This window comes from Billgrantia campisalis (genome assembly GCF_022341425.1).
Lineage (GTDB): Bacteria > Pseudomonadota > Gammaproteobacteria > Pseudomonadales > Halomonadaceae > Halomonas > Halomonas campisalis.
The window spans coordinates 235,454-253,502 of sequence record NZ_JABFUC010000001.1 but is presented as its reverse complement, the minus strand read 5'-3'; the positions used below and the strand labels follow the sequence as shown (position 1 = coordinate 253,502).

Here is an 18,049-nt window from a genome sequence, read left to right as displayed (position 1 = left end):
CGGGACGCGAGAGCGCAGCAGGGCATCGGTAGCGCCCAGGGATGGGTTCACAGCGCCCACTTGAAGGCCTGTCGACGGAACAGCTTCGAGCACTGTGCTAATGCACCTGGCAAGTTTCAAACAGTCGTTTATACTCGGTGCCATCTCTCATCGACCGGCCCACCGATATGAACGCTACCGCATGGACGCGCCTGTTCATTCTCCCGCTGCTGGCGCTGATGTTGGCCCCGGCCGCCGCCCAGGCAGCCCAGCTCGCCCTGGACCCGCGTCTGCTGCCGGGCGGCGAGGCCGACCTGCCCGCCCTGCGCCAGGAGCTGGCGCGGCTTTCCGCCGGGCGGTCCACGCCCGTGGTCGTGCCGGCAGCCCCCGGCGCCGGCGTCCGTCTTCCAGGCCTTAAGGCCCTGGAAACGCCCGAGTTTCTCGCTTCCACGGAGCCCTTCGAGCTCGAGCCGCTTGACGGTGCCTCCCGGGTGCTGCTGCTCGGCCCGGCCGGTGCGGTCGAGTCCGCCGCCGAGGCGCTGACCGCCCAGGCCAGTGCCCGGGGTATCACCCTGAAGCCCCTGGCCGTTGGTCCCTCCCGCTATCCTGGCGATTCCGATCTGCGCGGGGCCGATGCCGTCCTGCTGCTGGCCCAGCCCGAGCTCGATGAGGCGGCCCAGCGCCGGCTCTTGGCGGGGCTTGCCGATGCCGGCGTGCCCAGCGTGGCGCTGACCGATGCCCGTCAGGTAGCCCGTGGGGCGCTGCTCTCTTCACCGCAGGCCCTGGATCATGAGGCCTACCTGCGCCGCCTGGCGTTGCGCCTGGATGACCTTGCCGCCGGACGTTCGCCTGAACCCCTCGGCGCGCGTCCTGGCCTGGGCCGCTCCTGGCTCAACCTCGAAACCGCCGCCCGGCTCGACGGGTCGCCCAGCTTTGCGCTGCTCAGCCGTTCACGCCTGCTGGGCGAGGTCGACGCCGATGCCCCCGGAAGGGAGCGCCTGCGCTTGGATCAGGCGGTGGCCCTGGCGCTGGCCGACAACCTGGGTCTGGCGGCGGCACGCCAGGAAGTCGACGTGGAGAGCTTTAGCCGCGATCTGGCGAGCTCGCGGCTGCGCCCCAACCTCTACCTGGAAGCCACCGGGCGGATGATCGACGAGAGCCGTGCCCGGGCGGCCCTTGGCCAGGAGCCGGAGCGACTGGCCAGCGGCGGGGTGGTGCTCGAGCAGCTGCTGTTCTCCGAACCTGCCCTGGCCGCCATCGGCATCGCCGACAGTCTCGACCGCGCCCGGCGCGCCGAGCTCGAGGTGGAGAGCCTGGACCTGGCCCTTGAGGTGTCACGGGAGTTCCTGGACTTGCTGCGGCTCGATGCCAGCCGCGAGGTGCTCGAAGCCGACCTCGAACTGGCCCGGGCTCAGCGCGACCAGGCGCTGCGCGGTGAGGCCGCCGGCGCCGTGGGGCGCGGCGAGGTGGCGCGCTTCGAGGCGGAACTGGCCCAGGCCCGGGAACGCCTGGAGCAGCTGGTGGCGGATCGCGAGCGGCTGCGCATCGCCGTGAACCGCCGACTCGGCCGCGACCCCGCCGCGCCGCTGTCGCCGGCCGAACCGGACCTGACGAGCGCCGAATGGCTGGGCGGCGACGCCCGCTTCGCCGCGGTCCTGGCGAGCCCGGCGAGCCTTACCGCCTGGCAGCAGCGGCTGGCGGAGAGCGCCCTGCACGACTCCGCCGAGCTCGCCGCGCTCAGTGAGCTGCGCCAGGCGGCAAGTCGTGAGCTCACCTCGCGGCGGCGCGCCTTCTGGCTGCCCGAGGTGGGTCTCGAGGCCCGCTACACCACCGAGTTCTCCCGGGGCGGGGAGGGCGAGCGGGCACCCTGGGAGTCTGCCAATCCGGCCGTGCAGGGCCCTGTGGGTCAAGTGGAAGCGCTTGGCGTGCGTCTGCCCAGGACCGGTCGCGACCAGTGGAGCCTCGGTGTCTCGGCGCGCCTGCCCCTCTATGGCGGGGGGCGGCGCAGTATCGAACGCGACCGGGCTGCCGCACGCCTGGAGCAGGTGGCCCTGGAGGACGCCGACGCCCGCCTCGGCCTGGAGGCCCGGCTACGGGCGGCCAGCGTCGAGCTCGCCGCTGCCTGGCGGCGCATCGGCCTGCGCGACGAGGCGCAAGGCCACGCTGAAGAGGCGCTGGAGCTTGCTGAGGTGGCCTGGCAGGAGGGGGCTCTGCCCCAGGTGGCGCTGCTCGACGCTCGCACCAGCGCCCGCCAGGCGGGGCTGGCCGCCGCCGAGGCGCGCTGGCAGGCCCTGCAGGCCTTGGTGCACCTGCAGCGTGCCCTGGGCATCACGCCGGGCCCCATGGCGTCCCAGGCCCGCGACCGGCTGCTGGTCGGTGCCACGGAGAGGGAATCCAGAGGAGAGGAGCGATGATCATGCGGGGAGCCCTGTTGACGGGGCTGGTGCTGCTGCTGGCCGGCTGTGCCGACGAGCCGGTGGACGAGGCGCCGCTGCGGCCGGTGCGCATCCTCACCGTGGAGGCCAGCGGGGCCGCGGCCGAACGGGAGCTGCCGGGCCGCCTGGAGGCGGCCGCCAACCGGCGCCTCAGCTTCCGGGTGGCGGGGCGGCTCGAGTCCCTGACGGCGGCGCCCGGCGATGAGGTCGCCGCCGGCCAGCCGCTGGCCCGCCTCGAGGCCACCGACCTGCGCCTGCAGCGCGACCGGGCCCGTTCGGCGCTGGCCGGCAGTGAAGCGGCGGCGGCCAACGCCGAGGCCGAGTGGCAGCGTGCCCGACGCCTCTATGAGGCCGGCAGCGCCCCGGCCCGGGATCTCGACGCCGCCCGGGCCCAGGTGGAGGCGGCTCGCGCCCAGCGCGACGGCGCCCGGGACGCCTTGGCCCTGGCCGAGCGCCAGTTGGGCTTCACCCATCTGGAGGCGCCCGACGACTGCCGGGTGGCCAGCCGCCTGGCCGAGGCTGGCGAAAACGTCGGCGCCGGCCAGCCGGTACTGGTGCTGGCCTGCGGCAACGACCTGGAGGTGCGCGCGGCCCTCTCCGAGGACTTGCTGGGCAAGCTGGTGGCCGGCGCGCCGCTACAGGTGAGGCTGCCGCTGGCCGACCTCACCCTGGCCGGGGAGATCACCGAGATCGGCCTGCCGGTGGATCCGCGTCAGGCCACCTGGCCGCTGAGAGTCAGGCTGGTCAAGCTGAGCGACGACGAACGTAAGCGGCTGCGCCCTGGCATGGCGGCGGAGCTGACGCTGCCGCTGGACGGTCCTGGCAGTGGAATTTGGGTGCCCATGGCGGCGGTGCAGCAGGATATCGATGGTCACTTTGTCTACGTGGCCGAGGCAGACGACGCCAGTGAGGCGCAGGAGGATGGCGTCACTAACGGTCGCGAGGCGACGGTGCGTCGTCACAGCGTGACCCTGGGCGGGCGCCACGGTGAGCGCCTGGAGGTGGTGGCGGGCCTGGCGCCCGGCGAACAGCTGATCGTGGCCGGCATGAGCCGGCTGCATGACGGCATGCGGGTGCGGCTGATGGACAAGCACCGGGAGCAGGCACCGTGACCCTGACCGAGGCTGCCCTGCGCTACAACCGGGTGACCATCGCTGGCCTGCTGGTGGTGCTGCTGGGGGCGGTGATCAGCTACCTCTCCATCTCCCGGGCCGAGGACCCGGCGGTCACCGTGCGGGTGGCCCAGGTGGTCACTTACCTGCCCGGCGCCACGCCGGAGCGGGTCGAACAGCTGGTCACCGACCCGCTGGAGACCGCCATCATGGAGATGCCCGAGCTTGACTTTGTCGAGAGCACCTCCCGGGCCGGCGTCTCGATCATCCGGGTGGAGCTGCGCCCCGACGTCAAGGATGTCCGGGCCGGCTGGGACAAGCTGCGCCGCAAGATCGACGATGCCCGACGCCAGCTGCCCGAAGAGGCGCTGGCGCCGATCATCAACGACGAGTTCGGCGACGTCTTCGGCATCATGCTCTCGCTCACCGGCGAGGGCTATGCCCAGTCGGAGCTCAAGGCGGTCGCCGACGACGTCCGCGACCGGCTGCTGATGCTCGACGACGTGGCCAAGGTCAACATCCACGGCTTCGCCGAGGAGCGCATCTTCCTGGAGTACAGCGAGGCGCGCCTGGCCGAGCTCGGCGTCTCGCCCCAGGGGCTGGCCCAGCTGCTGGCGGCGCGCAATATCGTGCTGCCCGGCGGGGCGATCCGCACCGACGACGAGCGCCTGATACTGGAGCCCACCGGCAACTTCACCCATATCGACGACATTCGCCGCGCCCTGCTGCCGTTGCCCGACGGCGCCTTGGTGCCGCTTGGCTCGCTGATGGAGGTGCGCCACGGCTACGCCGACCCGCCCATGACCCGCTATCACGCCAGCGGCGTCCAGGGCCTGGCCATCGCCGTCGCCATGCGCGACGGGGGCAATATCCTCGACCTGGGCGAACAGGTGGAAGGCGCCATCGCCCAGCTCGAGCGCGAGCTGCCCCTGGGCATCGAGTTCGAGGTGCTGGCCAACCAGCCGGATCGGGTCGAGGAGCGCATCAACGAGTTCCTGGTCAACCTGCTGCAGGCGGTGGCGCTGGTCTGCCTGGTGATGCTGCTCTTCCTGGGGCTACGCACCGGGCTGATCGTGGCGAGCCTGGTGCCCTCGGCGATACTCGCCTGCCTGGCCTTCATGGGACTCTTCGACATCGGCCTGGACCAGGTCTCGCTGGGGGCGCTGATCATTGCGCTGGGCATGCTGGTGGACAACGCAATCGTCATGGTGGAGTCGATCCAGGTGGCGGCCCGGGAGGGCAAGACGGTGCGCCAGGCGGCGCTCGATTCGGCCAAGCAGCTGCGCTTCCCGCTGCTCACCGCCTCGCTGACCACCGCGGCGGCCTTCCTGCCTCAGTTTTTGGCTGTCTCCGACGTGGGCGAGTACACCCGCTCGCTCTTCCAGGTGGTCACCATAACGCTGCTCTCCTCCTGGCTGCTGTCGCTGACCATGATCCCGCTGCTCTGCGTGGCCTTTATCCGGGTCAAGGCCACGCCGGACGATGCCAAGCAGGACGACGACAAGCTGGTGGATGCCGGGCGGGGCGATAACGGCAGCGGCGATGGTGATGAGGAGAAGGAGAAGGAGAAGGAGAAGGAGGGCGAGTCGCACCCCGGGCTCTCGGCGCGCCTGGCCGAGCGGGTCTACGCTGGCTACCGTCGCCTGCTGCTGGCCCTATTGCGCCACCGCACCCTGACCCTGGCCGCGGTGGGCGGCCTGCTGGCGCTGGCCTGGCTGGGCTTCGGGCCCCTGCCCAAGATATTCTTTCCCCAGGCGGAGCGCACCATCGTCACCGCCGAGCTGCGCCTGCCCTTCTCCGCGCCCATCGAGCGCACCCGGGCGGTGGTGGAGGAGATCGAGGCCTTCCTCGCCGAGGAGCTTGCCGCCGAGCGCGACGAGGCGGGCGACTGGATCCGCGACGGCGTCGAGCGCTGGGGCAGCTTCATCGGCTTCGGGGGCGATCGCTACATCATCAATCACGCCCCCGAGCCGCCGAGCCCCGAGTACGCCTTCCTGCTGCTGCAGGCCAACCGCTGGCAGGCGGTGGACGAGGTGATCGCGCGCCTGGACGGCTGGCTCGCCGAGCGCTTCCCCGACCTGCAGGCCAGCGTGGCGGCGACCAGCTTCGGCCCGCCGGTCACGGTGCCGCTCGCGGTGCGCCTTTCCGGCGACGACGAGACGACCCTGCGGCGCATCGCCGAGGAGGTTCGCCAGCGCGTGGCCGAGGTGTCGGGCACCCGCAACGTGCGCGACGACTGGGGCGAGTGGACCAAGCGGCTGCGCGTCGACGTCGACCCGGCCCGGGCGCTGCGCGCCGGGGTCACCGAGCGCGATGTGGCGCTCAGCCTGCAGACAGCGCTCTCCGGCATGACCGTGGGCACCTTCCGCGACGGCGACACCCTGGTGCCGATCCAACTGCGCAACGAGCGCGGCGAGGCGCGCACGCCGGATGACCTGGAGGGCCTCACCGTGCTGCCCGCCGGCGGCGGCGCGGGGGTGCCGCTCGCCCAGGTGGCCGAGGTGGCGCTCGACTGGGGCCCGGCGCGGATCCTGCGCCGGGACCGCTTCCGCACCATTTCAGTGGAGGCCGAGCTGGCCCCTGGCGTCACTGCCGCCGGGGTGGCCGGCGAGCTGCGCCCCTGGCTCGAAGCACAGCAGGCGAGCTGGCCGGACGGCGTCTTCTTCGAGTTCGGCGGCGAGGTGGAGTCGTCGCGCGTGGCCACCGACTCCATTGCCGAAAAGCTGCCCATCGGCGCCATGGCGATCCTGCTATTGCTGGTGGTGCAGTTCAACTCCCTGCGCCGGCCGCTGATCATCCTGGCCACCATCCCCATGTCGCTGATCGGGGTGATCTTCGGGCTGACCATCACCGGCTCCCACTTCGGCATCATGACCTTCCTCGGGGTGGTGTCCCTGGCGGGCATCGTGATCAACAACGCCATCGTGCTGATCGACCGCATCGACCTGGAGCGCGAGCAGCACTCGCCCCAGGAGGCGATCCTCGAGGCGGGGCGGCGGCGCCTGCGTCCGGTGCTGATGTCGACCCTGACCACCAGCGGCGGCCTGCTGCCGCTGTGGTTGGGAGGCGGGCTTTTGTGGGCGCCCATGGCGATCACCATCATCTTCGGCCTGTTGGCCGCGGCGTTGATCACCCTGTGCGTGGTGCCGGTGCTCTACTCGCTGCTGATGCGGGTGCCCTTTCAGGACGACCGTGACTCGGCCACCCAGGGCGGCGATGCTGAGCGCCAGGATGGCCGGACGCCGAGCGCTTCTGCCTGAGCCTGTCGTGGGAACGGGGTTGTGGGCAGGATCGGGAGTTCGCGCTTCGGGATGTTGTCCGTCCGTTGATGTGCATCAACTCGTCTCTCCCGTGGTTTGGCTACGCTATGAGTAGGCAATGACAGCCGAGCGGTGGGACGGCGAATCCGGATGGGTCCATGGCGGGGAGGAGCGACGATGCGCTTTCATCAAGTAAAGGAACTGGTGAGCTGGGCGGCCGATTTTCATCGCCGCATGGCCGACTATTATGGCGAAAGGGCGGCCAGCGGCGTCGAGGACCGGGTGCGTATGGCCCTCGACTATCTCGCCGAGCGCGAACGCAAGCTGCAGGCCGACCTCGAGGGCTATCTCGACGACGGCAGCGATCACAGCAGCGTGCTGGAGACCTGGTTCGACGACCCGGCCGATTTTCCCCACCCGCCGGTGCTCGAGCGACTGCCCGAGGCCGGTGACGGTGACAGCGTGCAGGGCGTGCTGGCCACGGCCCTGACCGCCCACCGCATGCTGCAGGACCTCTACGCCCACCGCGGCGAGCTGGCCAGTGGCCGCGACGAGAAGCAGTTCTTCGAGGCGCTGGCCGCCGGCCATGAGGCGGAGGTTCGGCGGGTCGCCCGTGACATTCAGCGTCTCGAGGATTACTGAACTTTACGATAAGCTGGGGGTAATCGTTGTCAAAAGTCCGAGGAAACCAAGGAGCGTGCCATGACGGATCTGATTCTATCCCCCAAGATGCTGGGCTACTGGACCCGCGAGCAGCTGCATGACACGCCGGATGAATCCGGAATCTACTGTGTCTTTCGTGCCGCCAAGGATCCCGAGACCGAGGAAATGGACGTTCAGGAGTTGCTCTACGTCGGTGAGCACCGCAGTGCGCGCTATGGGTTGGAACACCATGGGGAGCATGACAAGTGGCAGGCCTTCCTGCAGCCGGGAGAGGAGCTGTGGTACGCCGTGGGCCTGGCCGGCCATGCCAATCGCGAGCGGTTGGCGGCGGCGATGATCAACGCCCACAAGCCGCGCTTCAATAACGACAGCCAGTATCGCGATCACTTCCCCTTCGATGAGACCACGGTGCATATCTACGGCAAGAAGAACAAGCTGCAGAGTATCTTCACCGTGGAGACCCAGGAGTGACGTCGGCCCCCAGGCCCTGAGCCCGGGCGGCGCCTGTCCCCCGGGTTGCGAGACCCATCGCTGGCCCGGTCTCCGCCAGTGCACTTGCTTCGCCCCGGCAGTCTCACTGCCGGGGCGAAGGCGTTCTGGAACAGCCAAAGCCTCCTTTGCGGCGCTCAGCGCCGATAGCGTTTAGCCTGTAACTATTGTCACCGTGACGCAGTCGACTTCCGGAGGTGGTCATGACGGCCGATGAGCGACTCGACAGGACGCACCCGCAGCTGTTGATGTCCCTGCAACCGCTGCTCGAGGCCCCGCCGGGGCCCGAGGACGATACCCTGGAAGTCCATGCCCTGCTCGATGATGCGCGACGGGCCCGGGCCACGGACATCCACCTCGACCCGGATGAGGGGGGGTGGCGCATCCGGCTGCGTATCGACGGGCGGGTGCTCACCGCGCAGCGGATCGACAGGGGCGTTGGAGGGCGCCTGGCCAATCAGTTCAAGGTGCTAGCCGGGCTCAATCCGGTGCGGGCGCTGACCGCCGATGAGGGCAGCTTCAGCTACGACTTTTCCGAGGCAGGCGGTGACGAGAGCCACCTGCGAGTCTCGGCGGTGAGCTGCGTGGCCGGCGAGAAGCTGGCAGTCCGATTTCTCGAGCGGCCACGGGCCTTCGACGATCCGCTGTCGCTGGGCATCGGGCGCGAGGGTGCCCAGGGAATTCGTCGTTGGATGGACGCCACCGCCGGCATGCTGCTGGTGGCCGGGCCCACTGGGGCCGGCAAGACCACCACGCTCTACACCCTGCTCGACCAGCTGAAGTTGACCGATAGCCATGTCATGACGCTGGAGGATCCGGTGGAGTACGAGCTTGCCGGCATCAACTCAGGTGCAGGTCGACACGGCCAACGGTCTCGACTTCCCCGGCGGCATCCGGGCCATGCTGCGACTCGACCCGGACTATCTGTTGATCGGCGAGCTGCGTGATCCCGCATCGGCTCAGGCGGCGGTAGGCGTGGCGAGCAGCGGGCGTTCGCTGATGAGCACCCTGCACAGCCGTGATGCGGTAGGCGTGGTATCGGCGCTGCGTCATCTGGGGGTCACGGATGCCCAGATCAGCACCAACCTGGGCCTGGTGGTGGCCCAGCGGCTGGTGCGGCGCCTCTGTGAGCAGTGCCGCGAGCGGCGTGACGTTGCGCCCACCGATGTTGAGTGGCTGGAGGCGGTCGGGCTGCCCGTGCCCGAGCGTGCCTGGGCGCCGGTTGGCTGTCCCCATTGCGATGGCCTGGGCTATCGGGGGCGGACCGGGGTATTCGAGATCTGGCAGCCCGAGCCCGAGGATCACACGCGTATCCTTAATCACGCCGATGAAGCCATGCTGCGCCGTGCCCTGCTCGAGCGCGGCGAGCGGTTGATGTTCGCGGAGGGCATCGCCAAGGCCGAGGCGGGAACCACCACGCTGCGCGAGGTGTTTCGCATGGGAGCCATCCTGGCAGCCTGAGCCCTGCGCTGGGGCGGTGCCGCTAGCGCAGGGCTTCCGGATCGCCTTCGCCGGCCAGGGCCAGTCGTTCGGCCTCGTCGAGCAGCGTCTCCAGGTCGAGCCCCGCCGCCTCGCAGGCTTCCTCCAAAACATGGGCCCAGGTGGCGCGATTGGCGTAGAGCATACCGAAGGTGTCCAGGGTGCCGCCGCGGTTGCGATAGCCCAGGAAGCGCGACCCCGCGCCGCTATCCAGCGGGCGCAGCACGCCGCATAGTGCTTCGGGGCGGCAGTGGCCGAGGAAGACCCGGGCACTCACCTCGGGCACCAGGGTGCTCAGCCGACACTGGCTCAGGGTGGCCTGGGCCTCCTGTTCGTCGCGGGCCTCACGCAGCTTGCCGGGCTCCTGGATGACGAACAGGCTCGTTGCGACACCCGCATCGCTCAGCCGGCCCAGCGCCCGGCGCATCTCGATTAGCTGATAGGCGCCGATGGCGAACAGCTGGACCCGGGCGGCGGGGGCCTCGTGCAGGCAGAGGATGCCGTCTTCACCGAGCCTGGCGGCCTGGTCGGCGGTCAGCACCACCGGCAGCGGGTTCTTCGGCACCACCATCACCGCCACGCGGCCGCGGCTGCCGTAGAGGCCGAGCAGGGCCAGGGCGGCGCTGGGAGCGTCGACCGGGAACAGGGTGGGAGCCACGTCATCCATCTCGCCCATCCACGCCTCGCACAGGGTGGGGTCCTGGTGGGACTGCTCGTTCTTGCCGTTCTCCCAAGTGTGGGAGCTGGCCAGCACCGGCACCGTCAGCCAGCCCGGCTCGCGCCCCACTTCCTGCTGGTGCCGGGCGAACAGGATTTCCTGACGCATGGCACCGAGCATCTTGACGGCGAAGGCCTCGTAGCTGGCCACCAGATTGAGCCCCTGCTTGTTGGCCAGCGCCGCGCTGACCACCGCCTCCTCGTTGAGCGCGGTGATCACGCTGCCGTTCAGCGCCTCGGCGGTGCCGGGCTCCGGGTCGGTAACCCGGTGCAACAGCCGGTCGAGGGTGTGGTTGAGGCGGTTGCTGCGCATCTCGTCGGGGTTGCCGACTCGCACGCGCAGCCCTGGGTTGGCTGCCACCAGCGCGCAGAAAGCGTCGTCGATGGCCGCCATGGGCGAGACCGCCTCGCCGAGGGGGTAGGCGGCGGTGGGCGGCAGCTGGGGTCGCGTTGGCCGGGGGGCGGCCAGCGGATGATCGCGCTCCCTGACGCGGCCGCTCTCTGCGTGGTTGTTAAGCCGCTCGATCGCCGTCTGCAGGGTCTCCAGGGGCACATGCAGGGCAGCAGCCCCTTCGTGGAAACCCGCGCGAGCGTCTTCGTCGTGGGCCGGGTTGCCCCCCAGCGGTAGATTGTGGGCGGCGTTGGTGCCGGCGCCGGGAAAGCCGAAGCCCTTGATTGTGTCGGCGATCAGGTAGGGAAGGCGCAGCGGGTAGCGGTCGCGACCGGCTGTGAGCGCCTCCACCTGCTCGTCCAGCCGCGCCTCGGCGGTGAGAATGCCCCAGACGAAGGCCGCCGGGTCGCGTCCGTCGAGGGTCAGGGGTGTAAAGCCGTTGAGGGTGAGGTGCTCCTCGAACCAGCGGGTGCCGCCGGACTGGCTCATGGTGGTGCGCTGGTCGATGCGCCGACCGTTGGCGATCATCACCGGCACCACCGGGCCGCTGTCCTCGGCGCGCCACCAGCGCGCCGCCCAGTCGCTGCCGCGCTGCTCCTCGAAGGCGCCGTCGCTGAGAAAGGCCACCAGATGCTGGCCGGGCAGCGGCATGTGCACGTACTGCAGGCCGGCAAAGCCGAGGTAGCCCCCCTCGCCGGTGCCACCCGCGGTGTGGGCGTTGACATGGCTGCCGAGGGGGGATTGCGGTCGGCCGCTGGCATCCACACCGCAGTGGTAGAAGTCGTTGACCAGTCGCGTCAGGCCCGTGTCGTCGAGGCCGTAGCGTTCGGCATGGCCCGGTCCCATGTTGTCCACCAGCAGGTTGAGGGCGTCAACGGCGGCCACGCAGTGCCCTTGCCCCATGGTCCAGCTACGGGTCATGCCGGTCAGGCTATTGGCGACCAGGTAGCCCACATAGGCGGGCACCATGTTCAGCGCACCGCCGGTATGGCCTTCGGGGGAGGGCTTGAAGTCTTCGGCGCCCAGGGGCGCGCCGTCCAGGCGTACGCGGCGTGCATAGGTCATATGGGCCACCAGCCACATGCCCATATTGGCCAGCTGATCGGCGGCGCGCAGGCGCTGCAGCCACTCGCGGCGCCGCTGCGGCTCGGGGGCGTGACGCTGCAGCAGGTCGGCGATGCGCTCCCGTGTCGTCGCGTCATGGCGGATCACCCCTTGCCCCTCGGCCCAGGCGCTGAACTCCGGGTCGCCGGCGAGGCGCTCGGAAGGGGATGGCGATGGCTTGTCGTCGGTCGGTGACATGCAGATAGCTCCTTGATCAGCATCGGGTCCGACAATCGAACCGGGCATGGCCACAAGCCTAGGGGGGAAGGGCCGAGGTCCGCAATGTCGAGCGTCTGCGGCGCGGCTGAAAGCGCCTCGAGGGCGCTCCCTGGCGGGGGCGGGACAAGGCGTGCCGGGGACAGGGGGGCGGAATGTTGACAGTGCGTTGCGGTTTTCGACTGACAGGGGTGGGGTAGATGCGCTATAACAACCCAGATTTCCGATGACTCCTTCTCACTCTCTTTTTCGAGTCACAGTACGATGCCATCCCTTTCCCGCCGCCGTTTCGGTCTGTTGGCTCTCTCTTCCCCGCTAGCGCTGCTAGCGGCAGGCGAGCATGCCCGGGCCGATCTGATTCAAACCCTGCTGAGCCGGGCACATCTGCCGCGCCACGACGACGAGGTCTGGGTGCTGGTCGAGGATGCCGAGGCCACCCTCAGCGTCTTCCAAGGCAACCGCCTGGTCGAGAGATTTGCACCGGTCTCGCTGGGGCGCGGCGGCGCCAAGACGGCCCGCCTGCGCGGCAGCAATGTGACGCCGCTGGGCGAGTTTCGCGTCAACCGGTTCAACTGGGAGAGCGACTGGAATATCTTCATCGGCATCGACTACCCGACGCCGGCTCATGCGCGGATGGCGCTGGAATCAGGGCTCTACTCCGAGCAGGATTACGAGGACTATTTCGCCTACTATCGCCGTCACGGCTACCCGCCCCAGACCACCGCGCTGGGCGGGGCCATTGGCATCCATGGCCTGGGTCGCGCCGACCCCGACGTGCATGCCAGCTTTCACTGGACCCAGGGCTGTGTGGCGGTGACCAACGAGCAGATCGAACGGCTTGCCGAACTAATCAATGTTGGCACACGTGTCGTGATCCGCTAGGCTCAAATTGCGCAAGGGACGTTTCGAGCTATGGACAAGCGCCGTTGGCTATTATAAAACAGCGTTTGACTCCTGTGCTTGGCAGCAGTCGCTGCAAGAACCTGCATGAGCAGGATGCCTGACCTCAGGCAACATCAACGCCTCTGCACGCGAAATGGCGTGTAGTACCAAGGAAGACTCAAGGAGAACACCATGACTCTGAAGACCACCCTGAAGCTGACCGCCGCTGCTGCCTCCATGGCAATTCTGGCGGGTTGTGCCACCAATGCGGCCCTGGACGAAGTGCGCCAGACCGCTGAATCTGCTCAGGCCGACGCTGCCGAGGCACGCAGCATCGCCATGCAGGCGCAGAACACCGCCAACCAGGCACAGCGTGACGCCCAGGCGGCTCTGCAGATGTCCGAGCAGAACCGTGAGGAAATGAACCGCATGTTCCAGCGCACCATGCAGAAGTAATTCTGCTGGCGCGCTGCCATCGCCTCCGGGCGATGGCAGAGGATTGCATGAGAAAACCCCGCCACGGCGGGGTTTTCTCGTTGTGTGGTCTAGGGCCGGGGAGCCCGGCCGGGGGTTCACCGCAGCCGCGTGGCGGCCAGCTCCTGGTAGAGCCTGTCCTGGTCGACCAGTTCCTGATAGAGACCGTCGCTCTGCGGAGTCGGCTGGGGCTCTGGCTCCGGCTCGGCGGCGCGCAGCAGCGACACCACCAGGCCATCGGGGTTCTCTACCAGGCTGCGCAGCCGCTTGTAGTCCACCGGGGGGTGCTCCTCGCCGAACGCCTTGGTGACCACTTCGATGGCATTGAGGATCGGTTCGAAGGCGCCCTGGTTTTCCTCCAGCTGCGGGAAGGACTGGGCGTAGAGCACGCCGTCCTCCGACCAGCCGGCCTTGAAGGGTTGATCGAGGATATTGACCTTGGTGCCGCTGGGCACCCGCTCGTAGAGCGATTCGATGTCCTCGGGGAACATGCGGATGCAGCCGCGGCTGGCGCGCATGCCGACGCCATCGGGCATGTTGGTGCCGTGGATCAGGTAGCTCGGCAGGCCGAGCAGGATGGCGTGGCGCCCCAGGGGGTTGTCCGGGCCCGGCGGCACCACCGCGGGCGGCGGGTCGCCCCGGGCGGCGGCTTCTTCACGCATGGAGCGCGGGGGTGACCAGGCGGGGTCCTTGACCTTGACCGTGGTCCTGGTGATTCCCACCGGGGTGGCGAAGCCGTCACGGCCGACACTGATCGGGTAGGTCTCGACGACGCCGGGTTCGGAATAGTAGTAGAGCCGCAGCTCCGAGAGGTTGATCACGATGCCCTCGCGCGGCGCATCGGGCAGGATATGCTGGGCGGGTATCGTCACCTCGGTGCCCTCGAAGGGTGCCCACAGGCTGATGTCCGGGTTGGCCATGCGAATCTCTTCATAGCCGACGTTGTGCCGGCGCGCGATATCGATCAGGGTCTGCCCCTCATCCACGGTGACGGTGTAGACCTCACCGATCACGTTGCCGTATTCGGGCAGCGGGTAGTGGCCGCGCGGCCACTCCCGTTCCTCAGCGTTGGCCAGTGCCGCGGTGGAGAGCAGGGCGCCCAGCCCCAGGATGATGGCGCAGCGCGCGGTGCGTCTTGCCAGAGATGCGGTGTTCATCAACGTCATGTCGTCTCGTGCGGGTCGTCGACGGAGGGTCGACGCAACCATGGTGTCTGGCGCGTGGCGGTCCTTGCCCGGCGCCTTGGGGTCGGTGGCGATGAAACGCGATACTGTCAGTATAGAGTGCCCGACGGCCCAGCGGTTCGCCACCATAAAACTCCAGTGGCGACTCAGGTTTTGCCTCGCCCCTCGTCCCTCGCCCCTCGCCCCTATCAAGCCGCCTCCACCTTGCGGTTGAGCGCATCGAGCAGCTGCTCCACCGCCTGGAAGCGCGCCTCCTCATTGGCCATCTCCGCCTCGAAGCGCAGGGTGTCGGCGCCGTCAAGGCGGTAGCGCTCCGGGGCGCGCTGGATCAGCTCGACCAGGGTCATGGGATCGACGTGGGTCTGGCCGCCGAAAATCACCCGGCCGCGCTCCGGCCCTGCCTCCAGCCGCACGATGCCCAGCCGCTCGGCGCGCTGGCGCAGTTTGGTCTGGCGCAGCAGGGTCTTGACCGGGGCCGGCAGCAGGCCGAAGCGGTCGACCAGTTCCACCTGCAGCTCCTTGAGTTCGGCCTCGTCTTGCGCGCTGGCGATGCGCTTGTACATCACCAGGCGCTGCTGGACGTCGTGCAGGTAGTCGTCGGGGATCAGCGCGGGCAGGTTGAGGCTCACTTCCACGCCTTGGTCCAGTGGCGCCTCGATATTGGGCGTCTTGCCCTGGCGAATCGCCGCCACCGCCCGGTCGAGCATCTGCATGTAGAGCCCATAGCCGATCGCCTCCATCTGACCGCTCTGCTCATCGCCGAGCAGCTCGCCGGCGCCGCGAATCTCCATGTCGTGGCTGGCCAGCGTAAAGCCGGCACCCAGGTCCTCGGCCCCGGCGATCGCCTCCAGGCGCTTGACGGCGTCCTTGGTCATGGCCCGCGGCGGCGGGGCGAGCAGATAGGCGTAGGCCTGGTGGTGGCTGCGGCCCACCCGGCCGCGTAGCTGATGCAGCTGGGCCAGGCCGAACTTGTCGGCGCGCTCGATGATGATGGTGTTGGCGCTGGGCACGTCGATGCCGGTCTCGATGATCGTCGAGCAGACCAGCACGTTGAAGCGCTTGTGGTAGAAGTCCGACATCACCCGCTCCAGGGAGCGCTCGGGCAGCTGGCCGTGGGCCACCGCCACCCGGGCCTCGGGCACCAGCGCACGCACCGTCTCGGCGGCGGTCTCGATGGTCTTGACCTCGTTGTGCAGGAAGTAGACCTGGCCGCCGCGGAGGATCTCGCGCAGCAGCGCCTCCTTGATCACCGATTCGTCGCGCTGCTGGACGAAGGTCTTCACCGAGAGGCGCCGCGCCGGCGGGGTGGCGATGATCGACAGATCGCGAATCCCGCTCATGGCCATGTTCAGGGTGCGCGGAATCGGCGTGGCGGTCAGCGTCAGGATGTCCACCTCGGCGCGCAGGCTCTTGAGGCGCTCCTTCTGGGCGACCCCGAAGCGGTGCTCCTCGTCGATGATCAGCAGGCCCATGTTGGGCAGCTTCATGGACTTCGACAGCAGCTTGTGGGTGCCGATGACGATATCCGCCTGGCCCGCCTCGATACGCTTGAGCGAGGCGGCCTGGCCCTGGCCGGCGGTGAAGCGCGAGATCAGCTCCACCTGCACCGCGGTGTCGGCGAAGCGGTCGCGGAAATTCTCGAAGTGCTGGCGGGCCAGCAGGGTGGTGGGGACCAGCACCACCACCTGGCGCCCCGAGTGGACCGCCAGGAAGGCGGCGCGCATGGCCACCTCGGTCTTGCCGAAGCCCACGTCCCCGCACACCACTCGGTCCATGGGACGGGGGGCGGTCATGTCACCGATCACCGCCTCAATGGCGCTGCGCTGATCGGGAGTCTCCTCGAAGGGGAAGGCGGCAGCGAAGCGCGCGTACTCGGCGTCCGGCGGGGCACAGGCGAAGCCCTCCCGGGCCTCGCGGCGGGCGTAGATGTCGAGCAGCTCGGCGGCGGTGTCGCGGATCTTCTCGGCCGCCTTGCGTCTCGCCTTGTCCCACTGCTCGGAGCCCAGCCGATGCAGCGGCGCCAGCTCGTCGTCGGCGCCGGCATAGCGCGAGATCAGATGCAGGCTGTCCACCGGCACATAGAGTCGGGCGCCGTCGGCGTACTCCAGGGTCACGAACTCCGCCGCCTGGCCGCCGGCCTCGAGTGTCTCGAGCCCCTTGTAGCGGCCCACCCCGTGGGTCTGGTGGACCACCGGGGCGCCGGGGCGCAGCTCGGCGAGGTGGCGGACCGCCAGTTCGTCGGCATCGGTGGCCTTCTCGCGGCGTCGACTCTGGCGCACCACCTCGCCGTAGAGCTCGGTCTCGCTGATCACTGCGAGGTCGGGTTTCTCCAGCCAGAGGCCGGCGTCGATCTCCCCCTCGGTGATCGCCATGGCCGCGTCAGCGGCCAGAAAGTCGCGGAACCCCTCGACGTGGGGCAGGCTCAGCTGCAGCGGTGCCAGGGTCTCCTCCAGCGCCTCGCGCCGCCCGCGGGACTCGGCGACGAACAGCACCCGGGTGTCGTCGTTTGCGCTGAGAAAGGCCTCCAGGGCGGCCAGCGGCGCCTTGGCCCGGGCGTTGATGGCCACGCTCGGCGGCGCCTTGGCGGCGGGGGGCAGGGCGTGGCGATGCTCGGCATCGTCGGTGAGTTCGACCCGCGGGTGGCGCTTGATGGCGCCGAACACCTCGGCCACCGGCACGAAGGCGCGGCTCGGCGGCAGCAGCGGACGGGTGGGGTCGACGCCGAGGTTTTCATAGCGGCTCTCGATGGCCGCCCAGTGGTGCTCGGCGGCGGCGAAGACCCCGGGCAGCAGCGCCACCCGAGTGCCCTCGGCCAAATGCTCGAACAGCGTGGCCGTCTGCTCGAAGAACAGCGGCAGGTACTGCTCCAGGCCCGGGGAGGGAATGCCCTTCAGGGCGTCGACGTAGAGCGGGCACTGGCGCGGGTCGACGTCGAAGAGTGTCTCGAAGCCTTCGCGGAAGCAGGCGATGGCGCCGCGCGACAGCGAGTACTCGTGGGCCGGCAGCAGCTCCACCCGCTCGACCTTGTCGCGGCTGCGCTGGGTGTCGGGGTCGAAGTGGCGCAGGGTGTCGATCTCGTCGTCGAACAAGTCGATGCGCAGCGGCAGATCAGAGCCCATGGGGAACAGATCGATCAGCGCGCCGCGCAGCGCGTACTCGCCGGGCTCATAGACCGTCTCCACGGCGCGATAGCCGGCTCGCGACAGGCTGTCGCGGAAGCCCTCGCGATCCAGGCGCTGGCCAACCTCCAGGGTCATCACGCGCCCGGCTATATAGTCCACCGGCGGCAGACGCTGCATCAGGGTGTTGATGGGTACCAGCACGATGCCGTGTTCACCGAGCTGCAACCGGCGCAGCGTGCGCAGGCGCTCCGAGACGATATCCTGGTGCGGCGAGAAGCTGTCATAGGGCAGCGTCTCCCAGTCGGGAAAGGGCAGCACCGGGGCGCTTGCGAAGAAGCGCAGGTCGTTCTCCAGGCGCTGGGCGCCGGCGGTGTCGGGGGTGATCACCAGCAGCGGGGCGTCGTTGGCCAGCTGCGCCAGCGCCAGGGCGGCGGCACTGCCGGGGGGGCTGAGCCAGTAGCGGGTGTCACGCAGCCCTTCGGGGCGCGGTGGGTCAAGCGGCGAGAAATTGGGCATGGTGTCGTCAGGCACGGTCATGGTGT

12 protein-coding genes are annotated in these 18,049 nt (G+C 69.2%); 9 read left to right on the top strand and 3 right to left on the bottom strand.

The features are described from left to right. Positions 1-167 precede the first annotated feature (167 nt). The 7 genes from HOP52_RS01085 (at position 168) to HOP52_RS01055 (ending at position 9,399) form a co-directional block, all read left to right on the top strand. A complete protein-coding gene (locus HOP52_RS01085; RefSeq protein WP_238975079.1) occupies positions 168-2,393 on the top strand; it encodes a TolC family protein in 2,226 nt (741 codons plus the stop codon). Next, positions 2,390-3,526, top strand: coding sequence for an efflux RND transporter periplasmic adaptor subunit (locus HOP52_RS01080; protein WP_238975076.1), 1,137 nt, complete (start codon positions 2,390-2,392; stop codon positions 3,524-3,526). The genes HOP52_RS01085 and HOP52_RS01080 overlap by 4 nt, the downstream gene beginning before the upstream one ends. Next, on the top strand, positions 3,523-6,786 hold the full coding sequence (locus tag HOP52_RS01075) for an efflux RND transporter permease subunit (protein ID WP_238975073.1): 3,264 nt from the start codon (positions 3,523-3,525) through the stop codon (positions 6,784-6,786). The genes HOP52_RS01080 and HOP52_RS01075 overlap by 4 nt, the downstream gene beginning before the upstream one ends. Before the next feature lie 177 nt (positions 6,787-6,963). Further along, entirely contained in the window at positions 6,964-7,428 is a 465-nt protein-coding gene (locus HOP52_RS01070; RefSeq protein WP_238975071.1) for a 2-hydroxyacyl-CoA dehydratase, read from the top strand. 60 nt (positions 7,429-7,488) lie between these two features. Further along, entirely contained in the window at positions 7,489-7,920 is a 432-nt protein-coding gene (locus HOP52_RS01065) for a hypothetical protein (RefSeq protein ID WP_238975069.1), read from the top strand. A 221-nt stretch (positions 7,921-8,141) separates the two neighbouring features. Next, a complete protein-coding gene (locus HOP52_RS01060; RefSeq protein WP_238975067.1) occupies positions 8,142-8,885 on the top strand; it encodes an ATPase, T2SS/T4P/T4SS family in 744 nt (247 codons plus the stop codon). Beyond that, on the top strand, positions 8,839-9,399 hold the full coding sequence (locus tag HOP52_RS01055; RefSeq protein ID WP_422677676.1) for an ATPase, T2SS/T4P/T4SS family: 561 nt from the start codon (positions 8,839-8,841) through the stop codon (positions 9,397-9,399). The genes HOP52_RS01060 and HOP52_RS01055 overlap by 47 nt, the downstream gene beginning before the upstream one ends. A gap of 22 nt (positions 9,400-9,421) precedes the next feature. Here HOP52_RS01055 and HOP52_RS01050 read toward each other — a convergent pair whose 3' ends face one another. Continuing rightward, positions 9,422-11,827, bottom strand: coding sequence for a phosphoketolase family protein (locus HOP52_RS01050; RefSeq protein ID WP_238975066.1), 2,406 nt, complete (start codon positions 11,825-11,827; stop codon positions 9,422-9,424). A gap of 282 nt (positions 11,828-12,109) precedes the next feature. Here HOP52_RS01050 and HOP52_RS01045 point away from each other — a divergent pair, with 282 nt between their 5' ends. Both HOP52_RS01045 and HOP52_RS01040 read left to right on the top strand, forming a co-directional pair. Continuing rightward, on the top strand, positions 12,110-12,727 hold the full coding sequence (locus HOP52_RS01045; RefSeq protein ID WP_238975065.1) for a L,D-transpeptidase family protein: 618 nt from the start codon (positions 12,110-12,112) through the stop codon (positions 12,725-12,727). Positions 12,728-12,919: 192 nt separating this feature from the next. Further along, entirely contained in the window at positions 12,920-13,183 is a 264-nt protein-coding gene (locus HOP52_RS01040; protein ID WP_238975064.1) for an Lpp/OprI family alanine-zipper lipoprotein, read from the top strand. A gap of 116 nt (positions 13,184-13,299) precedes the next feature. On the opposite strand, the gene HOP52_RS01035 is transcribed toward HOP52_RS01040, so the two are convergent. Next, positions 13,300-14,358: a L,D-transpeptidase family protein gene (locus HOP52_RS01035; RefSeq protein ID WP_238975416.1), complete on the bottom strand. Its 1,059-nt coding sequence runs from the start codon at positions 14,356-14,358 to the stop codon at positions 13,300-13,302. A gap of 215 nt (positions 14,359-14,573) precedes the next feature. Then, positions 14,574-18,023: a transcription-repair coupling factor gene (mfd, locus tag HOP52_RS01030; protein ID WP_238975414.1), complete on the bottom strand. Its 3,450-nt coding sequence runs from the start codon at positions 18,021-18,023 to the stop codon at positions 14,574-14,576. Positions 18,024-18,049 lie beyond the last annotated feature (26 nt).

What these genes read in the sequence shown, in the direction of transcription:
- HOP52_RS01085 (WP_238975079.1), top strand. Translation starts at nt 168, where the DNA reads ATGAACGCTACCGCATGGACGCGCCTGTTCATTCTCCCGCTGCTGGCG.
- HOP52_RS01080 (WP_238975076.1), top strand. Translation starts at nt 2,390, where the DNA reads ATGATCATGCGGGGAGCCCTGTTGACGGGGCTGGTGCTGCTGCTGGCC.
- HOP52_RS01070 (WP_238975071.1), top strand. Translation starts at nt 6,964, where the DNA reads ATGCGCTTTCATCAAGTAAAGGAACTGGTGAGCTGGGCGGCCGATTTT.
- HOP52_RS01065 (WP_238975069.1), top strand. Translation starts at nt 7,489, where the DNA reads ATGACGGATCTGATTCTATCCCCCAAGATGCTGGGCTACTGGACCCGC.
- HOP52_RS01060 (WP_238975067.1), top strand. Translation starts at nt 8,142, where the DNA reads ATGACGGCCGATGAGCGACTCGACAGGACGCACCCGCAGCTGTTGATG.
- HOP52_RS01055 (WP_422677676.1), top strand. Translation starts at nt 8,839, where the DNA reads ATGCTGCGACTCGACCCGGACTATCTGTTGATCGGCGAGCTGCGTGAT.
- HOP52_RS01050 (WP_238975066.1), bottom strand. Translation starts at nt 11,827, where the DNA reads ATGTCACCGACCGACGACAAGCCATCGCCATCCCCTTCCGAGCGCCTC.
- HOP52_RS01045 (WP_238975065.1), top strand. Translation starts at nt 12,110, where the DNA reads ATGCCATCCCTTTCCCGCCGCCGTTTCGGTCTGTTGGCTCTCTCTTCC.
- HOP52_RS01040 (WP_238975064.1), top strand. Translation starts at nt 12,920, where the DNA reads ATGACTCTGAAGACCACCCTGAAGCTGACCGCCGCTGCTGCCTCCATG.
- HOP52_RS01035 (WP_238975416.1), bottom strand. Translation starts at nt 14,358, where the DNA reads ATGAACACCGCATCTCTGGCAAGACGCACCGCGCGCTGCGCCATCATC.
- mfd (WP_238975414.1), bottom strand. Translation starts at nt 18,023, where the DNA reads ATGCCCAATTTCTCGCCGCTTGACCCACCGCGCCCCGAAGGGCTGCGT.